This window comes from Kitasatospora sp. NPDC001132 (genome assembly GCF_053598415.1).
Genome location: NZ_JBSFKF010000028.1, coordinates 88,238 through 104,456 on the forward strand (window position 1 = coordinate 88,238; position 16,219 = coordinate 104,456).

Below are 16,219 nucleotides of genomic sequence, written 5' to 3' on the forward strand. Positions count from 1 at the left end.
CGTGACCCGAGTACTGGTGGTCGAGGACGAGGAGTCGTTCAGTGACGCCCTCTCGTACATGCTCCGCAAGGAGGGCTTCGAGGTGGCCGTCGCCGCCACCGGCCCCGACGCCCTGGAGCAGTTCGAACGCAATGGTGCCGACCTCGTCCTGCTCGACCTGATGCTGCCGGGCCTGCCCGGCACGGAGGTCTGCCGCCAGCTCCGGGTGCGTTCCAACGTCCCGGTGATCATGGTGACCGCCAAGGACAGCGAGATCGACAAGGTCGTCGGTCTGGAGATAGGCGCTGACGACTACGTCACCAAGCCGTACTCCACCCGCGAGCTGGTCGCGCGGATCCGCGCGGTGCTGCGCCGCCGCGGCGAGGACGGCGGCGCGGGGGACAACGGCAACGGCCCGGGCGCCCTCGAGGCGGGCCCGGTCCGGATGGACGTCGACCGCCACGTGGTGACGGTGGACGGCGCCAAGGTCGACCTGCCGCTCAAGGAGTTCGACCTGCTGGAGATGCTGCTGCGCAACGCGGGCCGGGTGCTCACCCGGATGCAGCTGATCGACCGGGTGTGGGGCGCGGACTACGTCGGCGACACCAAGACCCTGGACGTCCACGTGAAGCGCCTGCGGGCCAAGATCGAGCCGGACCCGGGCGCGCCGCGCTACCTGGTCACCGTCCGCGGCCTGGGCTACAAGTTCGAGCCGTAAACCGCCCCGACCACGCGGAAGGCCCCCGCCGGCAGCAGCCGGAGGGGGCCTTCGCGTCGCTCAGGCGGGCCAGGGCGGGCCCACCGGAGCGGAGTGCGGCGTCAGTGCGCGGCCGGGGCGGTGGTGCCGGCCGGGACGGCGCCACCGGTGGTCGGCGCGCCCGGGGTGGTGCCGGCGGCCGGGGCGGTGGCACCGGGGGTGGTGGTCTTGGCGGGGGTGGCGGTCGGCGACGGGGTCGGACCGTAACCCTGGTAGAGGCCGTGGCCGTGCTCGCCCGAGTCCGGGCTCACGGCGGCCTGGGCCTCGACCTTCTGGCCGTCCTTGAAGGTGAAGACGGTCGGGGCGAAGCCGCCGACGTGGACGGTCGCGGAGGAGGCGGTGGCGGTCGGGTTGCCCTGACCGCCGATCGCCACGGCTCCGCCGGCCGGGACGACGATGCCGGACAGCGGCGCGCCGGCGGCGTCCGCGAAGGTGGTGGCGGCACCGCCGACGGTGACGGACTGGAGCTCGGCCGGGGTGTCCGCGGTGTTCGCGATGTTCACGACCACGTTCGCGGGACCGGTGTGGTCGCCGACGGCGCCCTGACCGGTGACGACCACGATGTTGTTCAGTCGGAGGTGCGTTCCGATGGTCGCCGCTGCGTTGTCCGGCTTGATCTGCAGGGTGTCCGGCGTGTTGCCGGCGGCGCAGGAGGACAGCGAGGCGATGGCGATGGCGGCGATGGCGGCGATGCTGCCGCGTCGAAGGCTGCGGCTCACGGCGGCGGCTTCTCCTAGGTCACGTGTCGGTAGGTCAGGTCTCAGATTATCGACCTCGTTTATGCGCTCCTCACGGGGTGGTCCCCGTGTCGCGCTCCCGGGGCCCGCCGGGGGCCGTCCGGCGGTACGGTCGGCATGTTCGGGTCACGTGACGGACAAGCTTCGACCAAGATCGAATAACGATTCGGCCGCGACCCGGAAAGGGGTGAAAGCTCAAGATCCAATCACGGTTGCGGGGGTGTTGCGCAAGGGTTTCGCCGAACCCCGGAACCGCCTCCGACCTGCGGGAAGCCCCTCTCGAACACTGGTCGCAGCACGTCATGGGGGTCCTTGTCAAGCCCCGAGACCGGCCCTGACCTGCGAAAACGCCCTTCGGGTGGGCCGAGAAGCGTGTTATTCTGGAAAGCCACGGAAGGGGTCCTGTCACATGACGTTCAAGGTTGGCGACACGGTGGTCTACCCCCATCACGGGGCCGCGCTGATCGAGGCCATCGAAACTCGCCAGATCAAAGGTGTGGACAAGACCTACCTGGTGCTCAAGGTGCAGCAGGGAGACCTGACGCTCCGCGTGCCCGCCGAGAACGCGGAGTTCGTCGGCGTGCGCGATGTAGTCGGCCAGGAGGGTCTGGACCGGGTCTTCGAGGTGCTGCGGGCGCCGTACACGGAAGAGCCGACCAACTGGTCCCGTCGCTACAAGGCGAACCTGGAGAAGCTCGCCTCGGGCGACGTCATCAAGGTCGCCGAGGTCGTCCGCGACCTGTGGCGCCGCGAGCGCGAGCGCGGCCTCTCGGCCGGCGAGAAGCGGATGCTCGCGAAGGCGCGCCAGATCCTCGTCAGCGAGCTCGCGCTGGCGGAGAACACCAACGAGGACAAGGCGGAGACGCTGCTCGACGAGGTCCTCGCCTCGTAGCGCACGCCACCGCAGTGCGGTCGGGCTGCCGCCCAACGCTCACAGCGCCCGGTGCCGACGCACCACTCCGCGGACGAACCGTTCGCGAGTGGTGCAGTGGCACTTCGGGCGCTGAGGCATGTCCGGACCACGCCACCCGCCCCAGCCGGCCCAGGCCTGCAAGAGCGTTTCTGCACCCGTTGTCGTGCGGAGCTTGCGGAGCTGTGCGGCGGGCGGTGGACCGTGGTTCTTCGGAAGGGGCCCGGTGCGCCCGCCGGGCACGCCATGGCCATACCCACTTCGCCGAAGGAGTGAAACCTGAACGCGTCAGGAGCAGTCGCAGCAGCAGTGGTGCCCGCCGCCGGACGCGGTGAGCGGCTGGGGCCGGGGGCCCCGAAGGCCCTGCGGGAGCTCGGGGGCGTGCCGCTCCTGGTGCACGCCGTCCGGGCCCTGGCCCGCAGCCGGGCGGTCGGCCTGGTCGTGGTCGCCGCGCCCGCCGACGGGGTGGCCGAGGTGGTCGCCCTGCTGGACAGCCACGGGCTGGACGACAAGGACATCCGGGTGGTGGCCGGCGGGGCGACCCGCCAGGAGTCGGTCCGGCTGGGCCTGGCCGCGATCCCGGACGAGGTCGGGATCGTGCTGGTGCACGACGCGGCCCGCCCGCTGGTCCCGGTCGAGGTGGTGGACGCCGTCGCGGCCGCCGTCCGGGCCGGGGCGCGGGCGGTGGTGCCGGCGGTGCCGCTGGCCGACACGGTGAAGCGGGTCGAGCCGAACCCGGGTGGCCCCGAGCCGGTGCTCGACACGCCCGAGCGCGCCACCCTTCGCGCGGTGCAGACCCCGCAGGGCTTCGACCGGGCCACCCTGGTCGAGGTACACGCCAAGGCGCTGGCCGAGGAGGGCGCGGGCACCGCCGACGCGCCCGCGGTCACCGACGACGCCGGCCTGGTCGAGCGCTACGGCGGCCGGGTCGTCGTGGTGCCCGGCCACGAGGAGGCGTTCAAGGTCACCCGTCCGCTGGACCTCGTGCTCGCCGAGGCCGTACTCGCCCGCAGGAGGGCCGCCGATGCCTACTGACCCGACGACCGCCGCTCCGGTGCCCGCCGCCCCGCAGGCCCCGGTGATCCCCCGCGTCGGGATCGGCACCGACGTGCACGCCTTCGAGGCCGGCCGCCCGCTCTGGGTGGCCGGGCTGGAGTGGCCGGACGCCGGGATCGGGCTCTCCGGCCACTCGGACGCCGACGTCGCCGCGCACGCCGCCTGCGACGCGCTGTTCTCGGCCGCCGGGATCGGCGACCTGGGCGCCCACTTCGGCACCGACCGCCCGGAGTGGGCCGGCGCGTCCGGGGTGAAGCTGCTCGGCGAGGCGGCCCGGCTGGTCCGCGCGGCGGGCTTCGAGATCGGCAACGTCTCGGTCCAGGTGATCGGCGTGCGGCCGAAGATCGGCAGGCGCCGGGCCGAGGCGCAGGCCGCGCTGTCCGAGGCGGCCGGTGCCCCGGTGTCCGTCTCCGGCACCACCACCGACGGGCTGGGGCTGACCGGCCGGGCCGAGGGTCTGGCCGCGATCGCCACCGCCCTGGTGTACGAGCGGCGTTGAGCCGGCCGCGCCGAGCGGCGGGAAGAAACCGTCCCTGAGGGGTGTTCACCCGGTGTCCGCGGGGCCCGAGTCGCTACTGTTCGGCTCGGGCCCGTACGGGACTTCCGCTCGGGCCGCACCGCCGACGAGAAGAGGTAAACCGTGTCCGCCCAGCTCTCCGACCGCGCCAAGGCCCTGCTCGACACCAAGAGCTTCGCCGTGGTCTCCACGATCCAGCCCGACGGCAGCCCCCAGTCCACCGTGGTCTGGGTCAAGCGGGAGGGCGACGACATCCTGTTCTCCACCGTCCAGGGCCGTCGCAAGCACCTCAACCTGGTGCGGGACCCGCGGGTCTCGATCCTGATCAACCCGGCGGACAGCCCGTACGAGTACCTGGAGGCGCGCGGGGAGGTCTCGATGACCACCGAGGGCGGCCGGGAGCTGATCGACGAGCTGGCCGGCAAGTACATGGGCCAGGACAAGTACACGATGGACGGCCCGGACGACGTCCGGGTGACCGTCCGGCTCGCCCCGAGCAAGGTGCTCGGCAACATCTGAGCCGCGTCCGCGGCAGCGTCCGACCCCGCCACAGCCCACCGTTTCCCGGGGGAATGTGGCGGGGCACCCCCTGCTGCCCACTACGCTTGACGCTGTGAGCATTCGTCTGTACGACACCAGCACCCGCCAGGTACGCGACTTCGTCCCGCTTGTACCGGGTTGTGTCTCGATCTACCTGTGCGGCGCTACCGTCCAGTCGGCGCCACACATCGGGCACATCCGGTCCGGGCTCAACTTCGACATCATGCAGCGGTGGTTCGCCTACCGCGGCTACCAGGTGACCTTCGTCCGGAACGTCACCGACATCGACGACAAGATCATCGCCAAGGAGCGCGAGCTCGGCACGCCGTGGTGGCAGATCGGCTACCAGAACGAGCGCGCCTTCAACGACGGCTACGACGCGCTGGGCTGCCTGCCGCCGACCGTCGAGCCGCGGGCCACCGGGCACATCCCCGAGATGATCGAGATGATGCGCGGGCTCATCGAGACGGGCCACGCCTACGCGGCCGACGGCAACGTCTACTTCGACGTCCGCTCGTACCCGGACTACCTGGCACTCTCCAACCAGAAGCTGGACGACCTGCGCCAGCCCGAGGGCGAGGGCGAGACCGGCAAGCGGGACCAGCGCGACTTCGCGATGTGGAAGGCCGCCAAGCCGGGCGAGCCGAGCTGGGAGACCCCGTGGGGCCGCGGGCGGCCGGGCTGGCACCTGGAGTGCTCGGCGATGGCCCACAAGTACCTGGGCGCCGCCTTCGACATCCACGGCGGCGGGCTGGACCTGATCTTCCCGCACCACGAGAACGAGATCGCCCAGTCCAAGGCCTACGGCGACGACTTCGCCAACTTCTGGGTGCACAACGCCTGGGTCACCATGGCCGGCGAGAAGATGAGCAAGTCGCTGGGCAACTCGGTGCTGGTCTCCGAGATGGTCCGGGCGTGGCGGCCGATCGTGCTCCGCTACTACCTGGCGGGCCCGCACTACCGCTCGATGATCGAGTACAGCGAGGAGTCGCTGCGCGAGGCCGAGGCCGGCTTCGGCCGGATCGAGGGCTTCGTCCAGCGCGCCGTCGAGCGCTGCGGGACGGTCGACGCGGCGCCCGAGGTGCCGCCGGCCTTCGCCGAGGCGATGGACGACGACTTCGGCGTGCCGCAGGCGCTGGCCGTCGTGCACACCGCCGTCCGCCAGGGCAACAGCGCCCTGAACGCGGACGACAAGGAGAGCGTGGTGGCGCGACTCGCCGAGGTCCGTGCGATGCTCGGTGTACTGGGCCTCGACCCGCTCGACCCGCAGTGGGCCGGGGCGGAGCGCGGCGAGGACCTCCACGGTGTGGTCGACTCGCTGGTCCGCCTGGTCCTGGACCAGCGGCAGGCGGCGCGCGAGCGCAAGGACTTCGCCACCGCGGATGCCATCCGCGACCAGCTCGGCCTGGCCGGGCTGGCGATCGAGGACACCCCGTCCGGCCCGCGCTGGACGATCAACAGCCAGTAACCCCATCCGACGATCGGGGTGATGGGTGGGCCGTACCGGACCGGTACGGCCCTCCCGCATGACGTAGCGCATGCCGTCGACCGCCACCGGGCAGACCGGGGCGGCCGGGGCATGCCGGACAGACAGGAAGTACAGCCATGGCCGGCAACAGCCAGCGCAGGAACCGCCGCAACCCCGGATCGAAGAAGGGCGCGTCTGTCGGTACCGGCGGGCACAGCCGGAAGGCCCTCCAGGGCAAGGGCCCGACCCCTCCCGGCGAGGAGCGCAAGGGCCACCCGAAGCAGCGCGCCGCCAACGCCGCGCTCAAGCGCGAGCGGGACGCCAAGGCCCGGGCCGGCATGCGCCGGGCCGGCGGCGGCGGTCGCGGCGGCCGCGGCGGTGCGGGCAGCGCCGAGCTGGTCTTCGGCCGCAACTCCGTGGTCGAGGCCCTGCAGGGCGACGTGCCGGCCAACGCGCTGTACGTCCAGCAGTTCATCGACACCGACGACCGGGTCCGCGACGCCTTCCAGGCCGCCAACGACCGCGGCATCCCGCTGATGGAGGCCCCGCGGCCCCAGCTGGACCAGATGACCGGCGGGATGAACCACCAGGGCCTGGTGCTCCAGGTGCCCCCGTACGAGTACGCGCACCCCGAGGACCTGCTGGCGGACGCCGCCGACGCCGGCCAGGACCCGCTGATCATCGCGCTGGACGGCGTGACCGACTCGCGCAACCTGGGCGCGGTGGTCCGCTCCGCAGCCGCCTTCGGCGCGCACGGCGTGGTCATCCCCGAGCGCCGCGCGGCCGGCATGACCGCCGGTGCGTGGAAGACCTCCTCCGGCGCCGCGGCCCGGCTGCCCGTCGCCCGGGCCACCAACATGACCCGCACCCTGGAGGCCTACCAGAAGGCCGGCCTGATGGTGGTCGGCCTGGCCGCCGACGGCGAGGCCGAGATCGGCGACCTGGACCTGCTGAACGGGCCGGTCGTGATCGTCGCGGGCAGCGAGGGCAAGGGCCTGTCCCGCCTGGTCTCGGAGACCTGCGACATGCGGGTCCGGATCCCGATGTCCGGCCTGACCGAGTCGCTGAACGCCGGTGTCGCGGCGGGCATCGTGCTATACGAGGCCGCGCGGCTGCGGGCCAAGCGCTGAGCGCCGTCGGGCGCCGCTGAGCGGCGTCCGGGGCCCAGCACGGCCGGGGTCCGGAACGCAGGCGATCTTCCGAATTCCCCGCAAACAGAGTGAAGGCGATCGGGCCCGACCGGGCCCGATCGCTTTTTTCATGATCACTTCAAGTGTGTGCCGTCCATCCACTCGGGAGAGTGTCCTAAGCGGCCGTCACCCGGTTAGACGGGCGTGGACACCAGAACACCTCGGCGCCCCCTGTTCGGCGACGGCAGCACCGGGATAGACGCGGGCCCCGGCCTCAACACCGTCAAGGTGGAGTCGGACCCTTCGCGGCTCAGCAGCACCCAGGCGAGCTTCCGGCTCCGGCTCGGCGCCCCGGTGGCGCCGCTGATCGAGGCCCCGGCCGGACTGCTGTCCACCGGCGCCGCGTTCGGCGACCCGTACGCCAACCAGGGCCTGATCCGCCGTCCGCTGGTCACCCCGCAGGTCGTCGTGCCCGCCTCCGCCGTCCCGGCGCTGGCCGGGGCCGGGGCCGGCGGCGCGCCGCGCCGCAAGGGCCGGGTCACCGCCGTCACCTGGACCGGCCAGGCGCCCCCCGGGGACATGGCGGCCACCCGGCTGCTGGAGGCCGTGCGCGGCACCCCGGCCGGCGGCGTCCGCCTGGCCGAGGCGGACACCCAGGTGCTCCCCTCCCTCGCGGGCGTCAGGACCCTCCCGCGCCAGCCCCGCGAGGGCGCCGGCACCGCCACCCACGCGGGCGTCGGACCGGTCGGCGAGCCGCACGGCTGGGCCCCGAGCGGCGAGCTGCCCGAGGTCTCCGCCGCCGACGCCGAGGGCAGGCAGCCCTGGTACCCGGGCCGCCGGGTCGACCTCGGCCTGGTGCTGCTGCCGCTGCGCGCCGTCCTCGGCTCGCTCTCGGTCTACGCCGGGTTCAGCAAGCTCTGCGACCCGGTGTACTTCGACGGCGGCGAACGCGGCTCGATGATGCGCTGGCTCTCCTCGCTGCACCCCTGGAAGGTCGCCGAGCCGCTGCTGGCCTTCGCCATGGCGCACCCGGTGGGCGCCGGCCTGGTGGTGTCGTTCACCCAGATCGTGGTCGGCGTGCTGACCGTCCTCGGCCTCTGGCAGCGGTTCGCCGCCGGTGCGGCGATGGCGCTCTCCGCCGCGCTGCTGTTCACCGTCAGCTGGCGGGCCGTCCCGGTCTACGACACCCCGGACCTGATCTTCCTCGCGGCGTGGAGCCCGCTGCTGATCGCCGGGGCGCCGTTCGCCTCGCTGGACGGGCGGCTCAACCTGGAGGCCTGGCGCCGGTTCGGCGCGGACGCGCCCGGGGCGCTGCGCCGCCGGGTGCTGCGCCGCGGCGCCGTCGTCACCACGGTCGTGGTCGGGCTGACCCTGCTGCTCGGCTCGATGCTCGGCGCCGCCGTCCGCACCGGCGCCCGGGCGCACCAGGCGCCGGACCGCCCGGCCACCGACTACGGCACTCCGGTCTGGCCGTCCGGCAGCCCGTCCGGCGCCCCCGGCGGCAAGGGTACGTCCACCACGCCCCCGCCCGCCGCGCCGCGCCCCGCCACCCCCACCCCGAGCGCGACCACCCCGCCGCCCGGCACGCCGTCCGCCAAGCCGGCCACCCCCACGCCCAGCGGCAAGGGGCACCCGGGCAAGGCGGACGCCGGGTCGGGCACCTCCCCGGCCGCGTCGCCCCCGGCGGGCGGCTCGGGCGGCACCGCTCCCGCGTCGCGCGGCACCCCGGGCGCCGGCGGCGCGGGGTCGGGCTCCAAGGCCAGCCCGAACCCCGGCGGGCTGCTCGGCGGGGTGCTGGGCAGCGCGCCGCTGGCCGACCTGTCCGGCGGTCGGGCCTCCCACCCGGGGGCGCCGACCGCGACCTGAGGGACCTGTGACGGCGATCGGCCGGGCGCTCCGTGGGGGAGCGCCCGGCCGATCGCCGTTCGCGGGCGGTGCCGCGGCGGTGCCGCGGCACCGAGGCCGCGTGGTGTGGCGGCCCGGGCCTACCGGAGGCTCCGGGCTAGCGGAGGGTCCGGGCTAGCGGGGGTCCGGGCTAGCGGAGGGTCCGGCCGGCGCCGGAGGCGAGCTCCTTCGCCGCCTCGGTGAGGTCCTTGGCGGTGTCGATCGCCCGCCAGTACACGCCCTGCGGCAACTGGTAGCCCGCCAGCCGCTTGCCGCGGGCGAGTTGGGGGAAGGCGGTGCGCTCGTGGTCGCCCACGTCCGGCAGCAGCTCGGCGAACTCCGGGCTGAACACGTACAGGCCGGCGTTGATCAGGAAGGGCGAGGGCGGGGCCTCGATGAAGTCCAGCACGTTGCCGAACTGGTCGGTCTCCACGGCGCCCCAGGGGATCCGCGGCCGGGCCAGCGCGAGCGTCGCGACGGCGTCCCGCTCGTGGTGGAAGGCGGCCATCTCGCGCAGGCTGAAGCGGGTCCAGATGTCGCCGTTGGTGGCGTACCAGGGCTCGTCCGGGCGGGGCAGCGCCTTGGCCGCGTACTTGAGCCCGCCGCCGCGCCCGAGCGGCTCCGCCTCGACCACGGTGCGCACCCGCAGCGGCAGGTCCGCCTTGTCCAGCCACTCCTCCAGCACGTCGGCGAGGTGCCCGCAGGAGACGACGACGTCGGTGACGCCCTCCTCGGCCAGCCAGGCCAGCTGGTGGCCCAGGATCGGCGTGCCCGTCCCGGGGATCTCGACCAGCGGCTTCGGGCGGTCGTCCGTGTAGGGGCGCAGCCGGGAGCCCTGGCCGCCGGCCAGGATGACGGCCTGGGTCACGGGCGTCGTGGTCGGCCGGGGCTGCGGGTGCGGGGCGGACGGGAGGTCGGCGGCGGGGCGGGAGTCAGCGCTCATGCCTGAACGATAAGGCGGCGGACGGGGGCGTCCGCCGCCTCGGTGGCCTCGGGTTCCGGGCCTTGGGACTTCGAGGCCTTGAGGCCTTCGATGTCCTCGGCGTGCTCGCGTGCTCGCGTGCTCGGTGTGCTCGGCGTCCTCAGCCGACGACGCCGGCCGCGAACGAACCGTCGCAGACCGGACGGGCGAAGGAGCGCGCCCGCTGGACGTCGCCCTGGTACTTGCGCACCGCCGCCTTGCCCAACTCGGTGGACAGCGAGGTGCAGTAGGGCGTCAGCGAGGGCTGCTCGCGCATCGAGCGCTCCAGCAGGTCCAGCGCGGCGGAAGGGTTCTTGGCGCGCAGCTCGTCCAGCAGGGCCACCCGCAGCGACTCCTGCGGGGCGAGCCCGTCCGCGGCCTTGGCCACGGCGCCGGCCGCGTTGTTGGAGCGCCCGATCCCGGCGCCGTCGCCGCTGGACGCCGCCACGACCTGCTGGTCGAGCCCGGTCGGCGGGGCCCACGGGACCCGGGTCACGGCGAGGGTGCCGGTGGTCACCAGGACGACCGGCAGGGTCAGGGCGACGGTCTGGCCGATACGGCGCAACAGCTGCTTCACCCTCAGGAGAGTAGCGGTGGGTACGGGTCGGATCGCCCTCCGTTACACCATCGAGTGACACGGTGTCCGGTTTCGTCCCCTTGCCGTGTTGACGCGGGGGCGTACGGGCGGAGCCCGCCGGACCGCGAGGGTCCGACGGGCTCCGGGGCGTGCCGTGACGTGTCGTGACACGTCGTGAAACTGGTGACGCTTGGTGACGCGCGGTCCGCGTCAGCTGCTCAGACGCAGGCCGGAGCTGGTGGAGAAGACGTGGGTCTCGTTGGCGATCGGCACGACGTGGATGGTCTCGCCGCGTGCCGGGATCTGGCGGCCGGGGACGCGGACGACCAGGTCGTGGTCCTCGCCGCCGATCTGGGTGGTGCCGTAGACGAAGCCGTCCGAGCCGAGCTCCTCCACCACGTTGACCGTCACCGCGACGCCCTCGATGCCGCCCGCCGGGACGATCTCGAAGTGCTCGGGACGGATGCCGACGGTCACCGTCTTGTCGGCGCCGGCGCCGGCCAGGTTCTCGCGGGAGATGTTGACGACCGAGCCGCCGAACTTCACGCCGCCGTCCACCAGCGGCACCTTGACCAGGTTCATGGCCGGCGAGCCGATGAAGCCGGCCACGAAGAGGTTGGCGGGCTTGTCGTACATGTTGCGCGGGGTGTCGACCTGCTGGAGCAGACCGTCCTTGAGCACCGCGACCCGGTCGCCCATGGTGAGCGCCTCGGTCTGGTCGTGGGTGACGTACACCGTGGTGATGCCCAGGCGGCGCTGCAGACCGGCGATCTGGGTGCGGGTCGAGACGCGGAGCTTGGCATCCAGGTTCGACAGCGGCTCGTCCATCAGGAAGACCTGCGGCTGGCGGACGATCGCACGGCCCATCGCGACGCGCTGGCGCTGGCCACCGGAGAGCGCCTTCGGCTTGCGGTCCAGCAGCTCGGTGAGGTCGAGGATCTTCGCGGCCTCCTCGACCTTGGTGCGGATCTCCGCCTTGTTCACGCCGGCGATCTTGAGCGCGAAGCCCATGTTGTCGGCGACGGTCATGTGCGGGTAGAGCGCGTAGTTCTGGAACACCATGGCGATGTCCCGGTCCTTCGGCGGCAGGTGGGTGACGTCCCGGTCGCCGATCCGGATCGCACCGGCGTTGACGTCCTCAAGACCGGCCAGCATGCGCAGGCTGGTCGACTTGCCGCAGCCCGAGGGGCCGACCAGCACGAGGAACTCGCCGTCCGCGATCTCCAGGTCCAGCGCGTCCACCGAGGGCTTGTCCGCCCCGGGGTAGACGCGGGTCGCCTTGTCGTACGTGACAGAAGCCATGGTCGTTGCTCTCCTTCACCGGCAGGAACGTGCCGGACGATCCGAGTAAAGGGGGTGGGTTCGTGCTCCGCCGGCCCACCAGTGGTCTGAACCACTACACGAGCCGACTCCCGGCGACGCTACCTGCGCTTCCGCCGCTTGTCAGCCCCCACCCGACCCGATTTCGGCATCGGTTCCATCACGTCCACCCATCCCACCAACCCCTGGATATCCCCCCATCCCGTCCCCCGCGCCCGGTAGACTGCCCCCGGTGCCGCCGTGATCCCTCGCGGACGGCCACCGTGCCTCCTTAGCTCAGCTGGCCAGAGCACCGCTCTTGTAAAGCGGGGGTCGTCGGTTCGAACCCGACAGGGGGCTCTGCGGCAGGTGGGAAGGGCCGGTCCGGCGGGTGTCGGGCCGGCCCTTTCGTCGTGGGTGGGGTCAGTCCGGGGGGAGGGTGAGGGTGGCCAGCGCGCCGCCGTCGGGGTGGTTGGCGAAGGTCAGGGTGGCGCCGATGACGCGGGCGTGGCCGGTGGCGATGGTGAGGCCGAGGCCGTGGCCGCGGCCGCGTTCGGGGGCGTTGGTGCGGAAACGTTGCGGGCCGTGGCGAAGGAGGTCCTCGGGGTAGCCGGGGCCGTGGTCGCGGACGGTGATCCGCAGGCCGTCGACGGTCAGGTGGACGGGTCCGGCGCCGTGGCGGTGGGCGTTGAGGATCAGGTTCCCGAGGATGCGGTCCAGTCGGCGCAGGTCGGTGCGGACCTGCCGGTCGGCGGTGATCTCGACGGCGACGTCCAGGCCGGTGAGGGAGACGGTGCGGCGCGCCGCGCGTTCCAGCGGGACGGCGGAGAGGTCGGGGGACTCGGCGTCCGCGTCCAGGCGGGAGACCTCCAGCAGGTCCTCGACCAGACCGCGCAGCGCCTGGACCCGGTTCTGCACGAGTTGGGTGGGGCGCCCCGGCGGCAGCAGTTCGGCGGCGGTGACCAGTCCGGTGAGCGGGGTGCGCAGCTCGTGGGCGACGTCCGCGGTGAAGCGCTGCTCGTCCTCCAACCGCCGGTGCAGGGTGCGGGACATCAGGTCGACGGCGGCGGCGAGGTCGGCCACCTCGTCCTTGCCGTCGACGAGTTCGCCGATCCGGGTGTCCGTGCCGCCGGCGGCGATGCCCCGGGCGGCGGTGGCGGCGGTGCGCAGTCGGCGGCTGATCCGGTCGGCGACGAGCACGCCGGCCAGCACGGTGGTGAAGACCGCGGCGACGACGGTGAGCAGGATGATCCGGTCCAGGTCGGCGATGGCCTGCCGGTCCTGGGTGAAGTCGACCCGGACGGACAGCACCCCGGTCTGCACCGGCCCGGCCGCCCACATCGACTCGCCGGCGCCGTCGCCGGCGAGCAGTGAGCCGTGCCGGCCGCCGGCGGCGAGGGCGCGCAGCCGTTCGGGCAGGGCCGGGTCGTTCACGGCGCCGCCGCGGGCGGCCGGCTCGATGTCGCGGCCGTAGGCGTCCAGCGCGGAGTCGAGGGCGGCGAGCGCGGAGGTGCGCGCCTGGTCGACGTGCTGACGGATCATCGCCTGGTGGACCAGCAGGCCGACGGCCACCGCCACCAGGACGGCGATGGCGGCGACGGCGGTGGCGATCTGGCGGCGCAGGGTCATGCCGGGCGCCGCAGCTTGTAGCCGAAGCCGCGGACGGTCTCGATCCGACCGGAGCCGATCTTGGCGCGCAGCCGCTGCACGTGGACGTCCACGACCCGGCTGTCGGCGCCCCACTCGTAGTCCCAGACGCGTTCGAGCAGGGTGGAGCGCTCCAGCACGATCCCGGGCGCGGCGGTGAACTCCAGCAGCAGCCGCAGTTCGGTGGGGGTGAGCGGGACGAGGCGGCCGTCCACCCGGACCTCCATGCTGTCGGTGTCCACCTGGAGGCCGTCGAAGCTGCGGAGGGCCGGGGAAGGGGCGGGCTCCGGCGCCTGCGGCGGCTGCGACGTCCCGGGGGTGTCCGAGGGCGCGACGGGGGCATCGGCGACGGGGGCACCGGACAGGGCACCGGGCAGGGCGCCGGGCAGGGCGCCGGGCAGGGCGTCGGCCGCCGGGACGGCGCGGACGCGGCGCAGCACGGTACGGATCCGGGCGACCAGAACGGCACTCTCGAAGGGCTTGACCACGTAGTCGTCGGCCCCGGCCTCCAGCCCGGAGACCACGTCCACCGGGTCGGTCCGGGCGGACATCATCAGGATCGGCAGCTGGCTCTCCTCCCGGATCCGGCGGCAGAGGCCGACCCCGTCGAGCAGCGGCAGCATGACGTCCAGCAGGAGCAGGTCGGGCCGGACGGCGTGGAAGGCCTCCAGTCCCTCCAGGCCGTCGGCGGCCGTGGTGACCGGGAAGCCGTAGCGCTCCAGGGCCATCCGGGTGGCCTCGCGGATCACCTCGTCGTCCTCGACCAGGAGGATGTGCGGAGGGGCGGTGGTGGTGGGGCTCATCGCTTGGCCTCCGGGAACACGAGGGGCGGGGACGGCGCGGACGGCGCGGAGGCCGCGGACGGGACGGGGGGCGGGAGGGGCGCCGAGGTCGGCCGGGCGGCGCGCGGGGACGGGACGGCGGCCTCGGGGGCGGCCTGTTTCGTCGGCTGCGGAACCGGGCGTACCGCCGGGCCGGTGTCGGGCGTGGGGGTGGCCGTCAGGCGGTTGTCCGGGCGGGTCGGCGGGAGCAGGCCGACGCCTTCGTCCCGGCGTTCCTTCAGGACGAGCCGCTTGCCGTCCCACGCGTAGTGGCTGCTGGTCCGGGCGTCGACGCTGGTCGGCTCGTACAGCCACAGGTCGGTGCCGATGGTGGCGGCGTTGAACGTCGGCAGCACCGGCACCTGGAGGATCGGCAGCAGGCGGTCCTCGACGAGGGTGTAGACGTGCAGCACGACCTGACGGGGGGTGGTGACGACGGCGAGCAGCTCGGGCCGCCCGTCCTCGGTGAGGTCGCGGAACTCGGGGGTGCGGATCGAGCAGCCCGTGCAGGAGCCGAGCGCCTGGCGCTCCTCCGCGCCGACCTTCGGGTCCTTGGCGAGGACGGCGCGGATGTCGACGGCGGTGATGTCGCGCCCTGGGACGGTCAGGTCGGGTACGGGCTGCGGCGGTTCCTGGGTGACGTCGGCCGCGGTCGTGTCCGGCGGCGGGTAGGTGGGCAGGTCGGGCCAGAGCGGTTGGCGCACCGCCGGCGGCGTGACGACCTGGCCGGGACCCTGGTCGCGCAGGCCGCCGGGGGTGGCCCGGCCGAAGGCCAGGGCGGCGAGGGCGAGGACGGCGGCCAGGCCGGCCAGGGCGGCCGCCGGAACGGCGGCGGGTCGGCGGCGGGGTGGTGGTGTTGCTGCCACGGTCGGTGCTCGTCCTCCTGCTCTCTCCTGCGCTCTCCTGCTCTGCGGCGGCGCTTCGGCCGGTCGCCCGTCGGCGCCCCCCGGCGGCGCCACTCGTCACCGCCCCCGTCGGCGCCCCCGGCGGCGCCACTCGTCACCGCCCCCGGCACCGCCCCGTTCGTAGGTCGCGCGGGCGGCGGCCGGTGGTTCCGCGACGGTGGCGCGGGCGGCCGTCAAGCCGGGTCCGCCAGCACGATGATGTTGTCCGTCCAGTGGCCGTCGACGCCGATCCGGCCGCCGCAGGTGATCAACCGGAGCGCGGGTGCGGGCGTGTCGCCGTACACCTGGGCGGTCGGGAAGTCGTCCTTGGCGGCCTGGAGCAGCGTACGGACCTTGAAGTCCACGGTGCCGCCGTCCGCGCGCCGGATCCGGATCAGCTCGCCGGGCCGCAGCTTCGGCAGCTGCTTGAAGACCGCCGGGCCGTGCACGGTGTCGTAGTGCCCGATGAGCACGGCGGGGCCGGTCTCGCCGGGGGTGGGGCCGTTGCGGTACCAGCCGACCTCGTCGCCCCGGTCGGCCGACGGCACCTCGACGGTGCCGTCGGGGTTCAGGCCGAGGCCGGTCACGGGCGCGTCGACTCCGACGGAGGGGATCAGCAGGCGGGTCGGCGGAGAGGCCGGGTACGGCTTCAGGGCGGGCGTGTTCCCGGGTGCTGACCCGGGCGGGGTGCCGACGGTGCCCGCGGCCGCCGCCGGGGTGTCGGTGACGGCGCCGTGTCCGGAGCTCTCGATCCGTACGACCGGGGTCTCCCGGCCGGACAGTGCGAGCGAGGCGCCGAGCACCAGGCAGAGCAGACCCGCGGTGCCGAAGGCGGTGCGGCGCAGTGGGCCCGGGCCGGGGCCGGGGGCGCGTCGGCGGCCCCGGCGGTGGTCCTTGGCACGTCGGTGGCTGGCGGTCCCCGCCACCGGGGCGGCCCCGGCGCCCGGGCGCCCCCGGGGCGGGGCCGGGAGGACGTCCCCCGGGCCGACCGCTACGTGCAGTTCGCGATGGTCGCGGCCGACGAGGCGATCGCCGACGCCGGCCTGGACCTG

The 16,219-nt window shown here is 73.9% G+C and carries 16 protein-coding genes and 1 tRNA gene; 9 read left to right on the forward strand and 8 right to left on the reverse strand.

Annotated elements, in window-relative coordinates; genetic code table 11:
- Position 1: 1 nt before the first annotated feature.
- On the forward strand, positions 2 to 697 hold the full coding sequence (locus ACWDBE_RS29630) for a response regulator (protein WP_392867887.1): 696 nt from the start codon (positions 2 to 4) through the stop codon (positions 695 to 697).
- Between the two features lie 101 nt (positions 698 to 798).
- Here the strand turns inward: ACWDBE_RS29630 and ACWDBE_RS29635 are convergent, their stop codons facing one another.
- On the reverse strand, positions 799 to 1,455 hold the full coding sequence (locus ACWDBE_RS29635; RefSeq protein WP_449788315.1) for a DUF461 domain-containing protein: 657 nt from the start codon (positions 1,453 to 1,455) through the stop codon (positions 799 to 801).
- 427 nt (positions 1,456 to 1,882) lie between these two features.
- Here ACWDBE_RS29635 and ACWDBE_RS29640 point away from each other — a divergent pair, with 427 nt between their 5' ends.
- From ACWDBE_RS29640 to ACWDBE_RS29670, 7 genes are all read left to right on the forward strand, one after another.
- A complete protein-coding gene (locus ACWDBE_RS29640; protein ID WP_014136563.1) occupies positions 1,883 to 2,365 on the forward strand; it encodes a CarD family transcriptional regulator in 483 nt (160 codons plus the stop codon).
- A gap of 297 nt (positions 2,366 to 2,662) precedes the next feature.
- Positions 2,663 to 3,418 carry a 2-C-methyl-D-erythritol 4-phosphate cytidylyltransferase gene (ispD, locus tag ACWDBE_RS29645; RefSeq protein ID WP_449809559.1) on the forward strand — a complete coding sequence of 252 codons (756 nt, stop codon included), beginning with the start codon at positions 2,663 to 2,665 and terminating at the stop codon, positions 3,416 to 3,418.
- Entirely contained in the window at positions 3,408 to 3,938 is a 531-nt protein-coding gene (gene ispF / locus ACWDBE_RS29650) for a 2-C-methyl-D-erythritol 2,4-cyclodiphosphate synthase (protein WP_449788314.1), read from the forward strand. The genes ispD and ispF overlap by 11 nt, the downstream gene beginning before the upstream one ends.
- A 141-nt stretch (positions 3,939 to 4,079) precedes the next feature.
- A complete protein-coding gene (locus ACWDBE_RS29655) occupies positions 4,080 to 4,475 on the forward strand; it encodes a PPOX class F420-dependent oxidoreductase (protein WP_449788313.1) in 396 nt (131 codons plus the stop codon).
- A gap of 94 nt (positions 4,476 to 4,569) precedes the next feature.
- Positions 4,570 to 5,964, forward strand: a complete 1,395-nt coding sequence (gene cysS, locus ACWDBE_RS29660; protein WP_449809552.1) for a cysteine--tRNA ligase — start codon at positions 4,570 to 4,572, stop codon at positions 5,962 to 5,964.
- A 137-nt stretch (positions 5,965 to 6,101) separates the two neighbouring features.
- Positions 6,102 to 7,094, forward strand: a complete 993-nt coding sequence (rlmB, locus tag ACWDBE_RS29665; protein ID WP_449788311.1) for a 23S rRNA (guanosine(2251)-2'-O)-methyltransferase RlmB — start codon at positions 6,102 to 6,104, stop codon at positions 7,092 to 7,094.
- 204 nt (positions 7,095 to 7,298) lie between these two features.
- The gene (locus ACWDBE_RS29670; protein ID WP_449809553.1) at positions 7,299 to 8,960 is read left to right on the forward strand and encodes a DoxX family membrane protein; all 1,662 of its coding nucleotides are present in this window, start codon (positions 7,299 to 7,301) and stop codon (positions 8,958 to 8,960) included.
- Between the two features lie 169 nt (positions 8,961 to 9,129).
- Here the strand turns inward: ACWDBE_RS29670 and ACWDBE_RS29675 are convergent, their stop codons facing one another.
- The 3 genes from ACWDBE_RS29675 to ACWDBE_RS29685 all read right to left on the reverse strand — a co-directional run bounded on the left by ACWDBE_RS29675 (position 9,130) and on the right by ACWDBE_RS29685 (position 11,818).
- Complete coding sequence (locus ACWDBE_RS29675) at positions 9,130 to 9,921, reverse strand: nucleotidyltransferase family protein (RefSeq protein WP_449790973.1); 792 nt, start codon at positions 9,919 to 9,921, stop codon at positions 9,130 to 9,132.
- Between the two features lie 139 nt (positions 9,922 to 10,060).
- On the reverse strand, positions 10,061 to 10,516 hold the full coding sequence (locus ACWDBE_RS29680) for a hypothetical protein (protein WP_392867866.1): 456 nt from the start codon (positions 10,514 to 10,516) through the stop codon (positions 10,061 to 10,063).
- A 210-nt stretch (positions 10,517 to 10,726) separates the two neighbouring features.
- On the reverse strand, positions 10,727 to 11,818 hold the full coding sequence (locus ACWDBE_RS29685) for an ABC transporter ATP-binding protein (protein WP_449790974.1): 1,092 nt from the start codon (positions 11,816 to 11,818) through the stop codon (positions 10,727 to 10,729).
- A gap of 283 nt (positions 11,819 to 12,101) precedes the next feature.
- Here ACWDBE_RS29685 and ACWDBE_RS29690 point away from each other — a divergent pair.
- Positions 12,102 to 12,175 (forward strand) — tRNA-Thr (locus ACWDBE_RS29690).
- A 63-nt stretch (positions 12,176 to 12,238) separates the two neighbouring features.
- On the opposite strand, the gene ACWDBE_RS29695 is transcribed toward ACWDBE_RS29690, so the two are convergent.
- From ACWDBE_RS29695 to ACWDBE_RS29710, 4 genes are all read right to left on the reverse strand, one after another.
- A complete protein-coding gene (locus ACWDBE_RS29695; RefSeq protein ID WP_449809554.1) occupies positions 12,239 to 13,444 on the reverse strand; it encodes a sensor histidine kinase in 1,206 nt (401 codons plus the stop codon).
- Positions 13,441 to 14,265: a response regulator gene (locus ACWDBE_RS29700; protein ID WP_449809555.1), complete on the reverse strand. Its 825-nt coding sequence runs from the start codon at positions 14,263 to 14,265 to the stop codon at positions 13,441 to 13,443. Before ACWDBE_RS29700 ends, ACWDBE_RS29695 begins: the two co-directional genes overlap by 4 nt.
- On the reverse strand, positions 14,262 to 15,149 hold the full coding sequence (locus ACWDBE_RS29705) for a hypothetical protein (RefSeq protein WP_449809556.1): 888 nt from the start codon (positions 15,147 to 15,149) through the stop codon (positions 14,262 to 14,264). Before ACWDBE_RS29705 ends, ACWDBE_RS29700 begins: the two co-directional genes overlap by 4 nt.
- 212 nt (positions 15,150 to 15,361) lie before the next feature.
- Positions 15,362 to 16,093, reverse strand: coding sequence for a class F sortase (locus ACWDBE_RS29710; protein WP_449809557.1), 732 nt, complete (start codon positions 16,091 to 16,093; stop codon positions 15,362 to 15,364).
- Between the last annotated feature and the right edge of the window lie 126 nt (positions 16,094 to 16,219).